The sequence below is a fragment of the Nitrospira sp. Vd2 genome (genome assembly GCF_979581665.1).
This window is the reverse complement of record NZ_CEFZSK010000042.1, coordinates 109,876-126,021: the sequence shown is the minus strand read 5'-3', so window position 1 is coordinate 126,021 and position 16,146 is coordinate 109,876. Positions and strand designations below refer to the sequence as shown.

At 62.6% G+C, this 16,146-nt stretch carries 17 protein-coding genes; 6 read left to right on the top strand and 11 right to left on the bottom strand.

What is annotated here, in order from left to right; all coding sequences use genetic code 11:
- Complete coding sequence (locus tag AC1U7K_RS19220) at positions 1-270, top strand: hypothetical protein (protein ID WP_480253454.1); 270 nt, start codon at positions 1-3, stop codon at positions 268-270.
- Between the two features lie 82 nt (positions 271-352).
- A complete protein-coding gene (locus tag AC1U7K_RS19215; RefSeq protein ID WP_480253453.1) occupies positions 353-625 on the top strand; it encodes a hypothetical protein in 273 nt (90 codons plus the stop codon).
- 57 nt (positions 626-682) lie between these two features.
- On the opposite strand, the gene AC1U7K_RS19210 is transcribed toward AC1U7K_RS19215, so the two are convergent.
- The gene (locus AC1U7K_RS19210) at positions 683-1,678 is read right to left on the bottom strand and encodes a Kelch repeat-containing protein (RefSeq protein WP_480253452.1); all 996 of its coding nucleotides are present in this window, start codon (positions 1,676-1,678) and stop codon (positions 683-685) included.
- 342 nt (positions 1,679-2,020) lie between these two features.
- Between AC1U7K_RS19210 and AC1U7K_RS19205 the strand changes: the two genes are divergently transcribed.
- Entirely contained in the window at positions 2,021-2,260 is a 240-nt protein-coding gene (locus AC1U7K_RS19205) for a hypothetical protein (protein ID WP_480253451.1), read from the top strand.
- Positions 2,261-2,556: 296 nt separating this feature from the next.
- Here the strand turns inward: AC1U7K_RS19205 and AC1U7K_RS19200 are convergent, their stop codons facing one another.
- Together AC1U7K_RS19200 and AC1U7K_RS19195 are read right to left on the bottom strand one after the other, a co-directional pair.
- A complete protein-coding gene (locus AC1U7K_RS19200) occupies positions 2,557-3,012 on the bottom strand; it encodes a hypothetical protein (protein ID WP_480253450.1) in 456 nt (151 codons plus the stop codon).
- Between the two features lie 211 nt (positions 3,013-3,223).
- Positions 3,224-4,096, bottom strand: a complete 873-nt coding sequence (locus AC1U7K_RS19195; protein ID WP_480253449.1) for a metallophosphoesterase — start codon at positions 4,094-4,096, stop codon at positions 3,224-3,226.
- A 293-nt stretch (positions 4,097-4,389) separates the two neighbouring features.
- Here AC1U7K_RS19195 and AC1U7K_RS19190 point away from each other — a divergent pair, with 293 nt between their 5' ends.
- The gene (locus AC1U7K_RS19190; protein WP_480253448.1) at positions 4,390-6,138 is read left to right on the top strand and encodes an OmpA/MotB family protein; all 1,749 of its coding nucleotides are present in this window, start codon (positions 4,390-4,392) and stop codon (positions 6,136-6,138) included.
- Between the two features lie 50 nt (positions 6,139-6,188).
- Here the strand turns inward: AC1U7K_RS19190 and AC1U7K_RS19185 are convergent, their stop codons facing one another.
- Complete coding sequence (locus AC1U7K_RS19185; RefSeq protein ID WP_480253447.1) at positions 6,189-6,752, bottom strand: Slp family lipoprotein; 564 nt, start codon at positions 6,750-6,752, stop codon at positions 6,189-6,191.
- A 50-nt stretch (positions 6,753-6,802) separates the two neighbouring features.
- On the opposite strand from AC1U7K_RS19185, the gene AC1U7K_RS19180 reads away from it, so the two are divergent.
- Complete coding sequence (locus AC1U7K_RS19180) at positions 6,803-7,453, top strand: DsbA family protein (protein ID WP_480253446.1); 651 nt, start codon at positions 6,803-6,805, stop codon at positions 7,451-7,453.
- Positions 7,454-7,502: 49 nt separating this feature from the next.
- On the opposite strand, the gene AC1U7K_RS19175 is transcribed toward AC1U7K_RS19180, so the two are convergent.
- The 7 genes from AC1U7K_RS19175 to rfaE2 all read right to left on the bottom strand — a co-directional run bounded on the left by AC1U7K_RS19175 (position 7,503) and on the right by rfaE2 (position 14,488).
- Complete coding sequence (locus AC1U7K_RS19175) at positions 7,503-8,045, bottom strand: DUF2231 domain-containing protein (protein ID WP_480253445.1); 543 nt, start codon at positions 8,043-8,045, stop codon at positions 7,503-7,505.
- 246 nt (positions 8,046-8,291) lie between these two features.
- The gene (locus AC1U7K_RS19170; protein ID WP_480253444.1) at positions 8,292-8,723 is read right to left on the bottom strand and encodes a flagellar basal body-associated FliL family protein; all 432 of its coding nucleotides are present in this window, start codon (positions 8,721-8,723) and stop codon (positions 8,292-8,294) included.
- Positions 8,724-9,083: 360 nt separating this feature from the next.
- Positions 9,084-9,860 carry an SRPBCC family protein gene (locus tag AC1U7K_RS19165; RefSeq protein WP_480253443.1) on the bottom strand — a complete coding sequence of 259 codons (777 nt, stop codon included), beginning with the start codon at positions 9,858-9,860 and terminating at the stop codon, positions 9,084-9,086.
- 64 nt (positions 9,861-9,924) lie between these two features.
- A complete protein-coding gene (locus tag AC1U7K_RS19160) occupies positions 9,925-11,100 on the bottom strand; it encodes a glycosyltransferase family 9 protein (protein ID WP_480253442.1) in 1,176 nt (391 codons plus the stop codon).
- Positions 11,101-11,112: 12 nt separating this feature from the next.
- On the bottom strand, positions 11,113-12,138 hold the full coding sequence (locus tag AC1U7K_RS19155; RefSeq protein WP_480253441.1) for a radical SAM protein: 1,026 nt from the start codon (positions 12,136-12,138) through the stop codon (positions 11,113-11,115).
- On the bottom strand, positions 12,135-12,953 hold the full coding sequence (locus tag AC1U7K_RS19150) for a glycosyltransferase family A protein (RefSeq protein ID WP_480253440.1): 819 nt from the start codon (positions 12,951-12,953) through the stop codon (positions 12,135-12,137). The genes AC1U7K_RS19155 and AC1U7K_RS19150 overlap by 4 nt, the downstream gene beginning before the upstream one ends.
- A 2-nt stretch (positions 12,954-12,955) precedes the next feature.
- Complete coding sequence (gene rfaE2, locus AC1U7K_RS19145) at positions 12,956-14,488, bottom strand: D-glycero-beta-D-manno-heptose 1-phosphate adenylyltransferase (RefSeq protein WP_480253439.1); 1,533 nt, start codon at positions 14,486-14,488, stop codon at positions 12,956-12,958.
- A 239-nt stretch (positions 14,489-14,727) separates the two neighbouring features.
- Here rfaE2 and AC1U7K_RS19140 point away from each other — a divergent pair, with 239 nt between their 5' ends.
- Entirely contained in the window at positions 14,728-16,134 is a 1,407-nt protein-coding gene (locus AC1U7K_RS19140) for a Do family serine endopeptidase (protein WP_480253438.1), read from the top strand.
- Positions 16,135-16,146 lie beyond the last annotated feature (12 nt).

The window sequence follows — 16,146 nt, the reverse complement described above, 5'->3', positions numbered from 1 at the left end:
GTGATCGATCGAATGGGTGGAACCGTAGGCGTGCTGATCATCGCCACGCTCCTCTCGGCCGCCTGTGCGAGTGTGCCGTGCGAGGACGGACGACCGGGGTATCAACAGGCGTGTTACGAATGTACGCGAGAGGCGGTACGAAAGCGGTCGGAGGCCGATCCCCACACGGGAGCACGCATCGACGTGAATGAGGAGATCAACGCCTGTCTTCGCGAGCATGGATATCCTGGTTCCGACTCGCCGGCCACGCACGGTCATGACCGACGATGAGCGATGTTCGACGATTGGAGGTAGGCGCGAGGACCACCGCGGGTCGACATGGTTGTTCGGCCTTTTCCTTTTGACCGTCTGTTTGACCTCCGTCGGTTGCCGCCTCTCGCACGCCTGGCCGACCCTCTATTTCGCCCTTTCGAGGAACCACGTCGTTCAGAGCGAGATTCTGACTGAATTGGGTCCGCCTCAGTCCGTCGAACTGTTGCCGAGCGGCGGCGCTCGGTGGACCTATCGGATGTGGAATTATGATGCCGGTGATCTGAACCGACCGCCGCACAGTTGGTGCGAGGCGTATCGGCTGACCTTCGATACCGGGCATAGGCTGCGCGAATGGGAGCGCATTGGCTGCTAACGGCACAGATCGTGAGAGCGCGAGCACGGCCGTCGATTCGTGGTCTTTGTCACGCTGTCATGGCTCGGAGGGAGGGGCAAACATTTCATTTACCGCCGTGAATGAAAACCCTGGCGTCGGGCCGCCTGCAATCACGTACATGCGCTTTCGAACTACTCCGGAGCCGAGTCCGTGTCTGGCCGTCGGCATCGAGGCCATGCTCGTCCACCGATCCGTATCGGGACGGTACGCTTCATTCGTCGAGAAGGTCACCGTGGCCGACTCCCCGCCAACCACATAGATCGTCCCATCGATCACACCGGCCGTAATCCCGCTCCGCGGCGTGGGCAAATCAGCCCGCCGGCTCCAGTGGTTCGCGGCCGGATCATACATCTCCGTGACCGCCAGATTATCGGCCTGCCTCCCGCCGATCGCATAGATTCGACCCGCCGCGGTCGCCGTCGCCAAATGATCACGTGGCGTCGGCAACGGAGCGCGGGCGCTCCACCGATCACTGACAGGGTCATACTCCTCGACTGCCGAGGTATCTCCCCGACCGTCCAGCCCCCCGATCGCATAGAGCTTGCCTTCCAGTTCCGTCACGCTGAGCGCCCCTCGGGGCGTCGGCATCGGCGCGCCTTCGGTCCACCGATCGTCATGAGGGTCGTACACGTAGACCGTCGCGACCGGATGCCATCCGGGGGTCGGTAACTGCCTGAATCCGCCAATCACATAGAGCCGGCCGCCAACGGCGGCAATGCCGGCGTGATGGAGCGCGACCGGAAGGGAGGTTTTGGTCGTCCAGCGATCGGCGAGGGCATCGTAGGCTTCGACGCGATCGCTCACGATCGCGGCCGTTGGGTTGCCTCCTCCCGCGTGTTCGAAGCCACCGACGACATAAATCGTCGTGCCGACGACGGCCGCGGCGACTTCTGTTCTCGCTGTTGGCGCGGGGCGGACGCTGACCCAGCCACCCGAGTCGCTGGCGTTTGCGGCCACGCCATACGTGAGGAACACGACCAGAAGAAGGATGTAGAAGCGTCGGAATGTGAGAGCTGGCCCGGGATCGATCATGTTTCTCACCCGCGTAGTCCCTTTGGTGACATGGCGGGGGCGTGTGAGGAGGACCCAAACATCACGCTACACTCAATAATGACGTCAGCGTGCCGCAAAGGACAGTCCGTTGTGTATCTGTTGTGTATCTATGGTGATACCGGCTGTATCTCTTTTGCCTCATCTCAGACGAGTTGCGGGCCATCGAAGAATCCCGGTTTCAGTCCTTTCATCAGTTTGGATGTCACGCCTCTCGGTATCAAGCTTGCTAACCGATTACGCGTGAATGACTGCTCTGATCGAAAAAACCGGACCGACCTCGGTGATCTCCACCGCCGTCGCTCTACCAGTACGGAGTGATCTATGGACGTCTCACTTCTCGTTGAATTCCCGATTTCCGTGACAACCGAGCAGGGACCGGCGCTGTTGTCGATGTTTCCTGGGATCAGGACGATGACACCGCTCGACCAACATCGGGTCCTCGTGGAAATGAGAGATGGCACGACAGCGGATGTCCTAACCGAGGCACTCGATGGTCTCGACGTCAGGACCGGGACCATTCACGTCTATCGAGACAACAGTCGAGGAAGCGTGGCGGCCTGACGCCCCTCACCCTGTCCTAGGACGGTGACCGGCACTTGTTTCCTGGCAGCAGGAAGCTCGTAGCCAGCGGAGCCGAGGTCGGGTCGTGATGCCGACCGTGAGTGGTGCCCCTCGACTGAGGGCGTTGCGCGGCTCCGCGTGGAACGCTCGTGATGGACGCTCACGAGTACCTGTGCCGGCCGAGTCGCGCCATACCAAACCCCACCTCTGCCTTCCTTGCGACCTTCCTCTCTAAAAATCTTGAATTGGTTACCGCTCGTGTGCCCTGGATCGACTTTCGGGTCGATCACTGGGACTCATGGATTAAGGGGGATGAGCACCAGCGAGGGGCAGCGTAATGCGTGCGTTTGTTGCTTTGCCTCGACATCCACCACACACGCGGTCCTTGGTGGAAGCCCTCGCACGGCTTTCGCCTGCTCGATGTGCTCCACAGCCGAGTCGCTGTGACAGCTCACATCGACCACCGCCCCATCGGTCACGGGCCTTCGACCGATCCAGCAATGCTCGCGGCTCATCCGTACAGAGCAGGAGGGCTCCTCATCGTGCGGCAAGTGACATTTCAGACCCTTCACGACGATGCTGCAAGAAGCCGTACAATCGTACACAGCCACAGCGGATGGCGTGGCAGAGGGGACAGCGAGTGTCGGCTGGGCCTGTGAGTTGTCCGGCTCGCCGGCAGCTCCGACCGTCATCTCTTTGACTTGAGCCGGGAAGACCGTCCGCCAGTCTTCGGTGGTAAACAGATGCTGCACCGGTACTTCGCCGCAGGCAAGCATTAACGTACCGATCGCCAAACAAGATAGCGCAGTCCGCCAAGCCGGGCGTCCGAACACGCACCCCCCCTGAGATCACCCTCATCGCCGCCATACTAGGGCTGATGTTCCTGAACGCCTATGGGTCTCATGGGGGCGGAGGGTCGTCTCATGGACCGGCAGGCCGTAGGAACAGCGCCTACCAACTTCTCTAGAGCGAGTGGTGCGACAGACGTGACGTGTTGGTGGGGACCTGCCATTCGATCAACAGGATCTCAGGCGGACAGCGGCGCCGAATCGGCAAGGCGGACCACCCCAAGCCTCGATTGACGTAGAGCCGGCGTCGGCCGTCCGTGTACAAGCCGTCATGATGTCGGCCCCACCCATATGGCAACCACACGGGCGGAATGCCGCCGATGCGGACTTGTCCGCCATGGCTATGACCGCAGAGAATCAGGTCGGCGGCGTGCTCCTCCTCCAACTCTTCTACGATGCGAGGCGCATGGGCCAGGAGAATCGTAAAGCGACTCGCCGTCGATGCGCGCGGGATGCAACGCACATCGGCACGATGTGTAGCGGGATCATCGAGGCCGATGATGCACAGTTCGGACGAACGTAGCGGGACACAGACCACCTGGTTGATGAGGAGCTGGACCTTGTGGCGTTCGGCCTGCTCGACGAACGCATCGACCGGGACCCCGCTGTAATGGTCGTGGTTCCCCAGCGTGACATAGACAGGAGCCACACTTCGCAGCGCCGAGAGAAATCGGAACAGGTCCGGCAAGCCTTCCGGCACGTTGAGCAGATCTCCGGTGACGAAGATCCAATCGGGGCGCGAGGACGCAATGGACTGCACGACGGCATCATGACGCGGCAGGTAGGCGTCCAGATGCAGGTCGGTAATATGCACGGCGCGTCGGCCCGCAAGCGCGGTGTCGTTCAGGATGAGCCATCGGCACTCGTGCTGATCCAGCCCCGATTCGACACGCGGATACCGGCGAACCAGCCGATAGATCGGCGCCTGGATCGTCGCATTGATGTGTGCATGCAGAGATCGATACCACGGGAACCGCTTGTGGCTCATACCGGCTGCTCCTTCGGTCACTGGGGACAAATCGGCATACAATAGGCGACGGCCAACGCGGACGGGCATCCTCGCAGCGCGCAAGATACTGTAGGAGAAACCCCGATCCGGTGGCCGTTCTGACCTCGCCGATTGATACAGAGCCGCCGGTCCTGATCCCGCAAGTCCTCGTAATCTTCCTTCCGATACCCGGCATACCGTGTCCGCGCTATAGGAGTGTCTTTGATCCGACTCAGGACGGCTCGCGTTCCGCCTCGTAGGTCGCGGCGCGTCAGCCCTTTCAGGAGGACGTCATGCTGATGAATCCGCTCCGCGCATGCATGACCGCGATATGGCTACTCATCGGATTACCGCTGGCCTTGGCGCAGGAAGCGCCGAAGGCGGCGCTCGAGCCTGGGGGTGAGGGTCCGGCCTTGTCCGTCATGGACTCGATTCTCCAGAAGGTGCAGCAGGACATTGAAACGGCCAAGCAGAGTTATCGTCGAGAGGCCCAACGCCGGCAGGCCGTCGAACATGAGGCGAAGCGGCTTCGCATGGAGCAGGAACTCGGTCATCAGGAGAACGAAAAGCTCAAACGCGAGCAGGAGTGGTTGCAAACTCGACTCCACGACCTGGAGCAGCAGCGCCACGTCGCGCAAGAGGAGATCGAGGCCGGGCTCGAAGCCTTGCGGGAGGCGAATGCGCGGATTACCGGCCTGACGACTGAAAAACAACATCTCGTCAGCGTGCTGACGGAGACCCGCAAACAGATGCAGGATGTCGAACGCAAGCTGGCGCTCGAGCAAAAAGCGGCGACACTGGCCCGGCAAGCGCGGGAAGGCAGCCTGCGAACCTTGGAAGCGGAGCTCGCCCGCCTGCAGCAGGAGAATACGGTTTTGACGAACGAGCGGCGTGGTCTGGACGCGACGCTCGGTGATCTGCACCAACAGGTCGAGGATGTCGAGAGCCGGCTCGCCGAACGGCAACAGGAACTACACGCGGTGAGCCGAGAGCTTGCCGCCGTCCGACAGGACAAGGAGCAACTGACGGTCGCCTTCGAGCAGGCGAACAAGCAGCTCTCCGATCTGGGTCAGCGACTCACCGCTGAGCAGACGCGAGCCGCGGAGGCGGAGAAGCACGAGCAGGCGGCCTTGACCGCCGCGGCGAATGCGCAGGAAGAGGCGGCTCGGCAGCTCTCGAAGCAAGCGGCCCAGATCGAGATGCAGCTCGCACGACTGACCGAGATCGAAAAGCAGCTCTCCGACCGAGACCACGAGATCGGGGGCCTGCACCTCGATCGTGAAATGCTGAGCGCGCGGGTCGCGCAGCTCAGTACGGCGTTGGAAGAAGCCCAGTCGCGGTTGAGCGGCTTGAATGATGAGCTCAGCGCAGCCGTGACCCGAGCGATGCTGGCTGAGGAGGAGCGCGATCAACTGCTGGCCTATACCAATGAGCAGCGCGCGCTCCTCAATCAGCGGGCCGGCCAATCCGTACAACTGACCGGCTGGCGACCGCGGGACACCTCAGGTGAAGGCGAGACTCACCGGCCCGAGGGCGCGGTGAAGTTTACAAAATGGGGCATGCTGCTGGAGTCGGTCAGCAAGGCGGTTGAGGGGCCGATTACTGCAGGAGAAGCGTCAGTGATCCAGGCGGGCGATCAGGTCAAGATTACGCTCCTCGATCAACTCCTGTTTCACCCGGCGCAGGCGAAACTGAAACCGGAAGCCGTCGCCCTTTTCAAGCGCCTCAACGATGTGTTGAAGCCATGGAAGGAGATCGAGATTCACGTCGCGGGGCACAGCGACAACATCCCGATCGGCCAGAAGCTTCGCTCGCAGTTCTCCAGCAACTGGGAATTGTCCGCGGCACGAGCGACCGCCGTGGTCCGCTATTTCATTGAGGAGGGAGGTATCGACGCGGAGCGCATCTCAGCTGGCGGCTATGCGCATACCCGACCTGTCGCCTCGAACAATACCGCGGAGGGGCGAGCGCTCAATCGCCGCCTGGAGTTGACGCTGACGGCCAAAGAGACCACCGTGGTGGCGCAGCAGCCGACGCGGTAGCCGCGTAACGGTCGTTTTCGGTAGCATCGACCGCCGCAACAGCGTGAGCGTTACCACCAATACGGATAATAGGGATACGGGCCCCACGGGCCCCAACGGCCTCCCCAATACGGATACCCATAGGGATAGGGGTAGGGGCCGGGATATCTCGCGCGGCGATCCTCTTTCGGCCAGACCGTCACGTGCTGAAGGTCGAGCGTCGGGTAGTCGTACTCCGTCTCATCCAGCGGCTGACGCACCACGCCGGTCACCGTGCCAATGATCGTCACGCGCGTGCCTTTGGGAAGCGTGGCCGGATCGAGGAACTGTCGCTGAAAAGCGAGGAAACGACCTTCGGATTTGGTCCGATCGTAGATCGGTGCCTGTCGATCGTTCAGCGGCAGCTCGAGCACCTCTATTCGCGTGCCCTCCTGCCCGAGCCTTGCCGACAGCACCTCGCCTCCCCACATCACCATTCGCCCGTGGTAGTGGTCCGGCGCGTCCTTGATCTCGGCGAACGTCACCCCGAGATCGACCTGAGAAGCCAACTCTGGCGAGATGACGGAGCGCGACGCGCAGCCTGCAAGACAGACAAGCCAGGCGACGCCGACGATCGCTATTGCGCGAGGCAGCATAGTATGATGATTATCGCTGTTCGGTCCGAATATGGGCAAGGAGCGATGACATGAGAACAGGTTTGCTGGCATTTACGCGATTCCTCATCGCGCTCACCTTGAGCGTGGGCGGTGCTTCAGTCCAGCTCCACGCCGCTCCCCCACCGGCTGCGCCGGCGCTCCAGGGGAAGTACACGCTGCTCAAGGAACCGTCCATGCACACGCCGGGCAAGGTGAAGGTGATCGAGTTCGCCGACTTCTATTGCCCCCACTGTCACAAATGGGAGGAGGTCGCCGTCCCACAAATCGAAAAGGAATTCGGGAACAAGGTGGAGATCATCATGGTCCCGTTCCCGGTCATCCCGGGGAAGTTACCGACCGCGTTCGACATGTACGAGCAGGCCAAGGCGATGGGCAAGGGACCGGAAATGAAAAAAGTCCTGTTCCGGGCGATCCACAAGGACCAATTGCACGTCTTCGATCGGATGATTCGTGAATCGTTGATCAAGGAGGTCGGCCTCGACCCGGTCGCGTTCGAGGCGGGCCTCGCAAGCGGCAGACCCGCCAAGGCCGTCGAAGACGGGAAGAAGTGGGGCCAGCGGATCAACGTGGATCACACCCCGACGGTGATCTTGGACGGGAACATCAAGTTGGAATCCATCGATCCGGACAACGTCAAGACCGTCATTCAGAGCATTCTCGCCGCGGACGCGAAGCGATAGCGGGAGCGCCACGAGCCGGTGGAACGCCACCGGCTCCTCTCGTCGTTCCTTACTTCTTCTCTCCCGTCCGCAATCCGATCTGTTCGGGCAAGCGCCTGAGGCCGGCCTCGATGGCTTCATCGCCAGGGGGCTTGATTTCCGGCCTCTCGCTGGGTCCACCCGCGCGTTTCACTCGAATCCCGTGCTCGTACACGAGATGTCCGCCACACCACGCCGAGACGAACAGGCCCATCGTGCCGATCAGCGAAAGCAGTACTGGGACCTTGCCGGGGGCATCGGGGCGCTTGCGTCTCATGAGCACGTTGAGCAACGTGAGGCCGAGGAGGCCGACGTTGAGTGAGCCATGGAGCTTCGCGATTGCACGGGCCGGCGTCTGCTCGTCGATCGTCAGATAATCCGCGGCCCCCACCGCCCCCGCGGCTACACCGCCGACCAGTCCACCGATCATCGTGTAGTAGGCGGCTTCGGCGTACGACCGTTTGCCGGTCGAGAGATGGAGCACATCGAGGACAAGACTGAACGGCAACAGCCCGGCTGGCATGACGATCATCTGGGGATGCAGCGGATGTCCCGTGAACGTCACTTGCGGCATATGGTCCTCCTTTTTGCGTCGTCGGTTTGATTCTACTCTCCGGACCACAGCTTTCCTTATCGGCAACACGTCCCTCCACTTGTCCGCAATCATCCTGAACGCTGCCAGGCTGCCGACAACACGATTCACAGACAATGAGATGACACCGTTACTCGTCTTGTGATCTTCGCACGGCGTGGCACCGTGAAAAGAGGAAGGTCGTGGCTTCTCGCTAACGCGGGGTTCGAGAGGACTGTCTGACGCTAATTATGGATGAGAAACTGGAGAAAGTAGGCGTTCCGAATGGGGAGGTCCGGCACCGTGGCCTTGAGTCGCTCGAATTACCTCATCGCGCACGCGCACTTTCGCCTCGGGGCTCTGTAACGTCGTCAAGCTATTCGAGGCCAACGTGACCAGCACCGCGTCATTGACATGGACCTGATACCGCTCGAGCTTCGCCTTGGCTCGCGCGTCGGTCAGCTCAACGGCGAGCGTGAGGCGCAAGAAGCGGTCATCGGCGAGAGTCACGGTGTACGGGCCGAGCACGACGAGCGCCGACTCCGTCGACGACCGCCCAATGGCGCCGGCGTCAAAGTGGAAGGAGTGACCGAGCGTCAACATGGCGACGAGCGAGCCGGCCGCCATCGCGCTCCCCGCGATGCCGAGCACCCACTTCCAAGACAAGACGAGGTTCCACATGACAGGGCTTCTTCAGACGTCCCAAATGGAAGTGATGAAGGAACGCGACGAAATGACAGCGGATCGATGGCCGACACGGACAATGCAGCAGCGCCTTCCGCCGTTGCTTGAAAAATAGACGGCGGGCAGTAGCCAGTCAAGCCGCAGCGCTCGTTCGTGCCCGTTGTAGATGAGTAGAAGAGGGAAGGCCGGTGTTATGGTGCTCCATCGCCCCCGCGGGCGACTCGCGGTTCTCCTGTCCGTCCGATCCGCCCTGTGCGGTCGCGGGCTGATCCTTCAGATTCCGGCTGTTCATTGCTTCTCGGCGGCTCATCGGGAGCCCGAGCGGACTCCCCCTCCTCGTTATTACCGAGCCGCCGGTCAACCTCTTGTCGAGGGTGCGACATTGCGTTCTCGCTCCACGCTGTACCCTCGCGTCTCCATCATCTCCTTGAAACGCCGAAGGTCCTCTTCCAGCATCCGTTCGGTGTCGTGCCCGAGCATCGACGCCACAAGTGAGCCCAATTTTCCGGCAGGGGGGGCGTATTGGAGCGTGACGATCACCTCGGTGCCTCGGCCGTCGCCGGCGCGCTGGAACCGGACCGAGCCGGCATTTTCCACCTCCGATCCTCGCAGAGAGCGCCATCCGATCAATTCGTTCTCGACTTCGTTGATGATCTCGGCGTCCCATTCGACCTTCGGTCCACCAATCGGCAGCGGCTTCACCGTCCAGTGCGACAGGCGCTCATTGAGGGCCTCCACCGATTCCAGGTGGCTCATGATTCGTGGCAAGTTCTCGAGATTTCGCCAAAACCGGTACAGCTCCTCCGGGCTTCGATCGACGGAGACGCGTTTTTCGATCTTCACCGCTTGCCCCGTCGGAACCTTTCGCCGACCAAGCCGATTCGTATCGGCGCCGAGTGCCTCATACAGCATGCAGTATCCGCTCACGCCTCGATGGAGCAGCGCGGCGCCAACGAGGCTGACAATTCCGCCGATGCGCGAGGGACGCGCCACCCCGACCGCAAGCAAGCCCACGCCGGTGAGAGCCGACACCGCGCGTTCCACGTCACCGACATTTTGCTCGGCCCGCTCTTCCGTCCAGCCCAAATCTTGCTTGTTTGTCCGATATCGCTCACGGCCGGTTAATGACCCCATCTGCCCCTCCTGGTACCTGGTTCAGTTCAGCTCACTCGACCTGCCTCCCGGATCTTTTCTTCGACTATACTGGCCTTCCATGCCGGGCCTGCATCGGTCGATACGGAGGCGAATCGAGGGTACGAGGACTACGCGTGTCGTAGTCGAACATTGTCTCATGATCCTGTTTTGCCGTTGGCCCGCGCAGGAAATCATCCGCGGACGCGAGGACCGTGAGAGGGTCGACATCGGCGACGAAGGACTGCCGGTGTTCACATCGACTCGTCATGCAATTCGTCCCGCACAGCGGACAGTTCAGTCGCCAGGATACCGCCGGCCGGTGCCGTGTGCGTGTGAACGGGCCGCCGTTGACGAGATTGCCGCACCAAAAGATGCCGATCGTACAGGCCCCGACCGCAGCCGCGACATGAAGCGGACCCGAATCGTTGCCGATGAAGACGTCGCACCGCGCAAGCAGCCCGATCAGCGCGCTGAGGGACAGCCGCCCGCACAGATCGGTCGCGCTCAACCTCATCCGGCCACGGACTTCCTCGACAATCGGACGCTCTTCGGCCAGTCCGACCAGGGCGACGTCCGCTCCACGCCGAACGAGGGCGTCGCCCACGGCAGCAAAGTGTGATGCCGGCCAGCGGCGGCGGCCGTCCGTGGCACCGGGGTGCATGACGACCAGCGGCGTATGAGTCGGGGGACAGACTGCGGCGGCCGCCCGCCCGTCCTCATCGATCACCGCGAGGCTGGGGAGACAAGTACGCGGCGGCGCCCCGACCAGAGCCACGACTTCGAGATATCGCATGACTTCCGGCTGGAAGTAGATGTAGGGAATGACGCGATCGAGCGGTTCTGCGTCCGCGGCCTGCATCCCCACGGTCACTCGTGCGCCGAGGCGTCGGATGAACGGGTTCGAATAGCGGCCGCCCCCGTGGAGCTGCAGCGCCAGGTCAAAGCCCTCCCCCTGCATGTGCTCGAAAAACTCGCGCAGTGTCCTCTGGTCTTCGCCGGGCTCGTCTCGCACGCCGCGACAGGGCGGCACCACAACCACGCGATCGACCGGACCGGGCCGGCCGTCAAACAGGGCGGCATGCAGCGGCGTGCCGAGCCAGACGATCTCGGCGCCCGGATACGCCGCCCGCAACGCGTCGGCAGCGGGAAGGGCAAACATCAGATCCCCAAGGCCGTTTGCGCGAAGAACGGCGATCTTCTGGATATCGGACTCCGGGTGCAGGTCGGCCTCATACATCATGGCAGTAACGCGTTAAAACGTTCCCTTGTAAATGGAGCAGGATCGACAGATGTCCGGGGGATCGGCGGATGCGAGCTGTTCACGAAAGCGCTCGTAGTCGGCTCCGTCCCAAATGCTCTGTAGCCCTCCGCCGGCGCTTCCGAAATGAATCCGATCCGGAGTGCCAACCATACAACACGGCATCACGTAACCCTGATAGCTCACGTACATGCCCCGCCACGGCCAATCGCACCGCGGGGACGGCCCGTGCGCGTCCGGCTGCCCGGACACTAACGGCGGGAGCCGCAGCGGGATGCCCACAGCTTCTGCAACTCGGCGCGCCTCGGCGAAATAGTGCATGACGGTGGGCCGATCCGTTTCCGTCAAGGCCTGACCATGGACAAATTGCCGCATCGTCGCATAGCGTGAGGGGAGGCTTGCTTCACCAAAGTCGTGACACAGATGCTGCACGAACACGTCGTCGACGGACCATTCGGCCGCCAGCCGAACCAGGTCGGGCAACTCGTGAAGATTTTGGCGCATGACCACCATGACGAGCCCGACGGCGGGCCGTCGGCTCCCACGCAGTCTCCGTGCCGCGATCACCGCTTGGAGATTTCTCACCACCCGCTGGAACGTCGCCCCGGTTCGAATCCGCTCGTAAGTCTCCGCCGTCGCGCCGTCGACGGAGACCCGCAGGTAGGCCAGTCCGCTTGTCACACACCGCTCCGCGAGCCACGGGCGCAAGACGGTCAAGTTGGAATTCGTCGTCACGCGGATTCCTTTATTGGCGGCATAGGACACGAGATCGAAAAATCGGGGGTGCATCAGCGGCTCGCCCAAGCCTTGCAAGTGCAGCTCGCGCACGCTTTCACATTGATCGATGAGCTCGGTGAACCGCTCGTACGGCATCGCGGCGAGCGCACCGTCGGCAGGCCCGTCCTCGCGAAACTGAATCGCGCACATTCGACAGCGGAGATTGCATTGTCCGACGGGTTCGATCTGAAGAAATGTTGGCGGCGCGACCGCGGAGAGCGTCGAGGTACTGGCGGCCTTCATGGCGTCACCAAATGGGCGAGCACTTTCGGGGCGTCGACGCGACGATCCCGGACGGTGGTCGGCAGCTGTTGATGATAGACGCCGGATGGAATGAGGCCGCAGCCTCCGTATCTCGCCATGACGACCAGTTGGGCCAGCACGTCCTCGCCACAGTGCTCGACGGGGAGGAGGCGCCAAAACGAAAAGCCGCCCGCGTCGCGAAGCTTCCCGACATCATAGAGGACGCACCCGCCGACCCAGGCCACACGATAGAGGCGCTGCTTTTCGGGCGTGAGACCGAGACGCTGCTGCACATGGTAGAGATTGGCGGCATTGTGGAGCTTGTGGCGATTCCATGCGGGGCTCGCCGGCGTGACGACCTCCGGACGAACGGGCCCATCCCACCATTCGATGTGTTGCTCGTGAGGCCGTACGTCGTCGACATGGCTGAGCCCGATGACCGCTGAGCCCACGAACCCGCAACACTGCTGCTGCATCGCGTAGAGCATGCGGGCGACCACGTCCGATTCGAGGATGACGTCATCATCGAGGAACAAGGCATACGGAGCCGTTGCACGATCGAGCAGATATTGACGCTGCTCCGCCAGCCCTCGCCGCGGGAGATGCCGAAGCAGCTCGACCTCGTGACCGTGTGCCCGCAAGACACGGAGAACCGCGGTCAATTCTCCGTGGCTCAGGACATCGACGTCGCTCTGATCGGAAATCACGATGCGGAAATCACAATGCGTCTGTGCGATAAGAGACGTCAATGTTACACTCAGTGCCGCCGGGCGGGAGCAGGTGGGGATCAAGATGTCGATGGTCGCCCGCGCCATGGTCACCGGGGGAGCGAGGAAGGGCCGACGACCATCTCTCCCTTCTTGCTTCGGCCTTTCGCCGCGCCCTTTCGAGGTCGGGCAGCTTGAATCCGCTCGATGATCCCCGTGGTCGAGCGGTCTTCGACGTACGGCAGGAAATGGATCGTCCCCCCGAGTGCCTCGACGACCGGCACCTCCGGCAGCGTCTCACGCCGATAATCGCCGCCCTTCACATACACGTCGGGCCGGATCGTATGGAGGAGCTCCAGAGGCGAGTCCGCGTCGAAGGGAACGAGATGGTCGATGCAGCTCAACGCGGCGAGCACTTGCAGCCGGTCCTCGAGCGAGTTGATCGGCCGGGTCGGTCCCTTCAGCCGCTGGACGCTGCGATCAGAATTGACGCCGACGATCAACACATCGCCGAGTCCTTTGGCCTCGTTCAAACAGGTGATATGGCCGCGATGCAGGAGATCGTAGCAGCCGTTCGTAAAGACGAGGCGCCGTCCTTGACGGCGATAGGCCTCGATACAGGGAGCGAGCCGCGGGACGTCGATAATTTTCGCGACCGGCGCAATCGCCTCTCGGAGTTCTCCCGCCCGACAGACGGCCGTTCCGTCCTTGCCGATAACGAGCGCGGCCGACGCGGAGGCGAGCTCGGCAGCGGCCGGTGTATGGGCACCCGCCGCAAGCGCGAGCGTGAACGCACTGACAAAGGTGTCCCCGGCGCCGGTGGCGTGGGTCGAGCGGGTCCACTTTGGATAGGTGCGATACGGTGGCCGATCGCGCTCCAACACGATGGCCCCTTCCTGATCGAGGGTCACCGCCGCGATTTGCGCGCCGGTCGACGCGAGCAGGCGTTGGCCCGAGGACAGCAGCCAGTCGACTCGGCCCACGCGGTGTCCGTTGGGCGCCCCCAGCAATTCGACTGCCTCCGCATAGTTCGGCTTGATCGCCGTGACGCCGACGTCACGAAACCTGCAGAGCTGGTGGCGTGAATCGGCCACGAGAATTCGTGGCGCCCTTCTCTGCAGATCACCAAGCGCCTGAATCATCACCGACGTCCACACGCCGCATCCGTAATCAGAGACGATCACGGCGTCGTGCTCGCCAAAGAGGTCGATCAACCGCCCGATCAGTCGGTGCTCATCGTGCGCAGCAAGCGGCGCCTCCGTCCCCTCGTCGAAGCGAACGAGAAGATGCGAGTCGGCCAACACGCGGGTCTTCGTCACCGTTTTTCGTGTGGGCACGCGGAGACTCGCACCGGCCATCACGCCGTGGACGCCCAGAAGATCGCACAGCAGCTCGCCTTCCCGGTCGTCGCCCACCGCGGAAAGCAAGGTGACGTGCGCGCCGAGAGCAGCGGCGTTGGCCGCCGTGTTGGCCGCGCCGCCCGGCACATGGGTCCGCTCCGAGACGGTGACGATCGGCACGGGTGCTTCACGACACAGCCGGTCGGTGCCACCCGCGACGTAGCCGTCGAGAATCGCATCACCGACGACAAGGATCCGGAGGTGGGAAAAGGCCGCGATGAATTGCGAGAGGTCGGCTTGCATATCGCTTCCCGTTTTTCCTTGTAGACGATCGCCGCACGTCCCCCTATCGGGGCGGTGCTTATTTCGATGTCACCGACCGTCGAGACCGGTATCAGTAGCGTCCGTACGCTGAACTCCGAGCAGCCTCGGCCGTAGGGACTGCCGGGGCGTCGCGGGGCGGTCTTGGAGCCTCGTTACTTTACAGAGCCGACATTGCGCGAGTACTATCACGCCCCTAGCGAGGGGATCAGCGCCGAATCATGAAACGAGAATTGGGCCTGTTCGTCACCAACATATCCGCCTTCATCCTACTGCTGTCCTTGCCGCTCGGCTCGGATGCGGCCGAGCCGTCTCCCCCGCCGCCGGTCGTGCAAGATCTCCAGAGCCAGATCAAGGCGACCGCGAACAAGGCCACTCCGGGTGTGGTGAACATTTCCTCGACGGTCCTCATCCGCGATCAGACTCCTTTCGATGAAGGCCCGCTCTTCGGCACCCTGCCGCAGTCACCACCCCAGCGGCAATATGGGCAAGGCTCCGGCGTCATCATCTCGGCGGATGGCTACATTGTCACCAATAATCACGTGGTGGCCGATGCGACGGATGTCGATGTGCTGCTCGCGGATCGCCGCCAGTTCAAAGGCCGGGTCATCGCGACCGATCCGAAAACCGACGTCGCGATCATCAAGATCGACGCAACCGGTCTCCCCACCATTCCCTGGGGGGACTCCAGCCGCCTTGGCGTGGGAGACTTCGTGCTGGCCATCGGCAATCCGCTCGGACTCAATCAAACCGTCACCTTCGGTATCGTGAGCGCCGTCGGGCGTGCGGATGTCGGGATCGCGGACTATGAGGATTTCATTCAAACCGATGCGCCGATCAATCCCGGGAATTCGGGTGGCGCCTTGGTGAACATCAAGGGGGAATTGGTCGGCATCAATACCGCTATCGCCAGTCCCACGGGTGCCAGCATTGGCGTCGGCTTCGCCATCCCGAGCAACATGGTTCGTGCGGCGATGCAGAGCCTCCTGAAGACGGGCCGCGTGATTCGGGGCTTTCTCGGCGCGTCCACGCAAGACGTCACGCCGCTGCTCGCCAAACTGTTCAAGCTGCCGGATGTGAAAGGCGCGATCATCACCGACTTGATGGCGAAAGGGTCGGCGGAAAAGGCCGGGTTGCGCCGCGGCGACGTCGTCGTGCGGTTCGACGGGAAAGAAATCGTCGATCCCGGCCGGCTGCAAAATTTGATCGGCAGCGCGCCGATCGGCAGCAAGCACAAGGTCGAGTTCTTTCGCGACGGGAAGCTCGAACAAACGGAGCTCGCCGTTCAGGAGGCGCCCCGCGAGCGGCTCCAGCGGCCCCCGGCCCCGCGAGTGGAATCGACGGCCCATCCGCTCGGCGGTGTCCTGGTCGATGAGCTGAAGCCCGCCGCCGCGCGCCAACTCGGACTGAGTGTCGCCGGAGTGATCGTGACGGGGGTAGAGGAAAATACGGCGGCGGAGGCGGCCGGGCTCATGCAAGGCGACGTGATCGTCGAGGTGAATCGGCAACCCACCCCCACGCTCCTCGCCTATCAACGAATTGTCGAGCCCCTGCGATCGAAGGACCCCACCCTGCTCCTCATCAACCGTCAAGGAACCTTCTTCTACGTTCCCATCGAGGCGGAGTGAGGAGGGACTCCG

Excerpts from the sequence above, each read along its gene's own strand:
- AC1U7K_RS19180 (WP_480253446.1), top strand. The coding sequence starts at position 6,803 with ATGAGAACAGGTTTGCTGGCATTTACGCGATTCCTCATCGCGCTCACC.
- AC1U7K_RS19140 (WP_480253438.1), top strand. The coding sequence starts at position 14,728 with ATGAAACGAGAATTGGGCCTGTTCGTCACCAACATATCCGCCTTCATC.
- AC1U7K_RS19170 (WP_480253444.1), bottom strand. The coding sequence starts at position 8,723 with ATGTGGAACCTCGTCTTGTCTTGGAAGTGGGTGCTCGGCATCGCGGGG.
- AC1U7K_RS19165 (WP_480253443.1), bottom strand. The coding sequence starts at position 9,860 with ATGGGGTCATTAACCGGCCGTGAGCGATATCGGACAAACAAGCAAGAT.
- AC1U7K_RS19175 (WP_480253445.1), bottom strand. The coding sequence starts at position 8,045 with ATGCCGCAAGTGACGTTCACGGGACATCCGCTGCATCCCCAGATGATC.
- AC1U7K_RS19185 (WP_480253447.1), bottom strand. The coding sequence starts at position 6,752 with ATGCTGCCTCGCGCAATAGCGATCGTCGGCGTCGCCTGGCTTGTCTGT.
- AC1U7K_RS19205 (WP_480253451.1), top strand. The coding sequence starts at position 2,021 with ATGGACGTCTCACTTCTCGTTGAATTCCCGATTTCCGTGACAACCGAG.
- AC1U7K_RS19150 (WP_480253440.1), bottom strand. The coding sequence starts at position 12,953 with ATGGCGCGGGCGACCATCGACATCTTGATCCCCACCTGCTCCCGCCCG.
- AC1U7K_RS19195 (WP_480253449.1), bottom strand. The coding sequence starts at position 4,096 with ATGAGCCACAAGCGGTTCCCGTGGTATCGATCTCTGCATGCACACATC.
- AC1U7K_RS19190 (WP_480253448.1), top strand. The coding sequence starts at position 4,390 with ATGCTGATGAATCCGCTCCGCGCATGCATGACCGCGATATGGCTACTC.
- AC1U7K_RS19210 (WP_480253452.1), bottom strand. The coding sequence starts at position 1,678 with ATGATCGATCCCGGGCCAGCTCTCACATTCCGACGCTTCTACATCCTT.
- AC1U7K_RS19155 (WP_480253441.1), bottom strand. The coding sequence starts at position 12,138 with ATGAAGGCCGCCAGTACCTCGACGCTCTCCGCGGTCGCGCCGCCAACA.
- AC1U7K_RS19160 (WP_480253442.1), bottom strand. The coding sequence starts at position 11,100 with ATGATGTATGAGGCCGACCTGCACCCGGAGTCCGATATCCAGAAGATC.
- rfaE2 (WP_480253439.1), bottom strand. The coding sequence starts at position 14,488 with ATGCAAGCCGACCTCTCGCAATTCATCGCGGCCTTTTCCCACCTCCGG.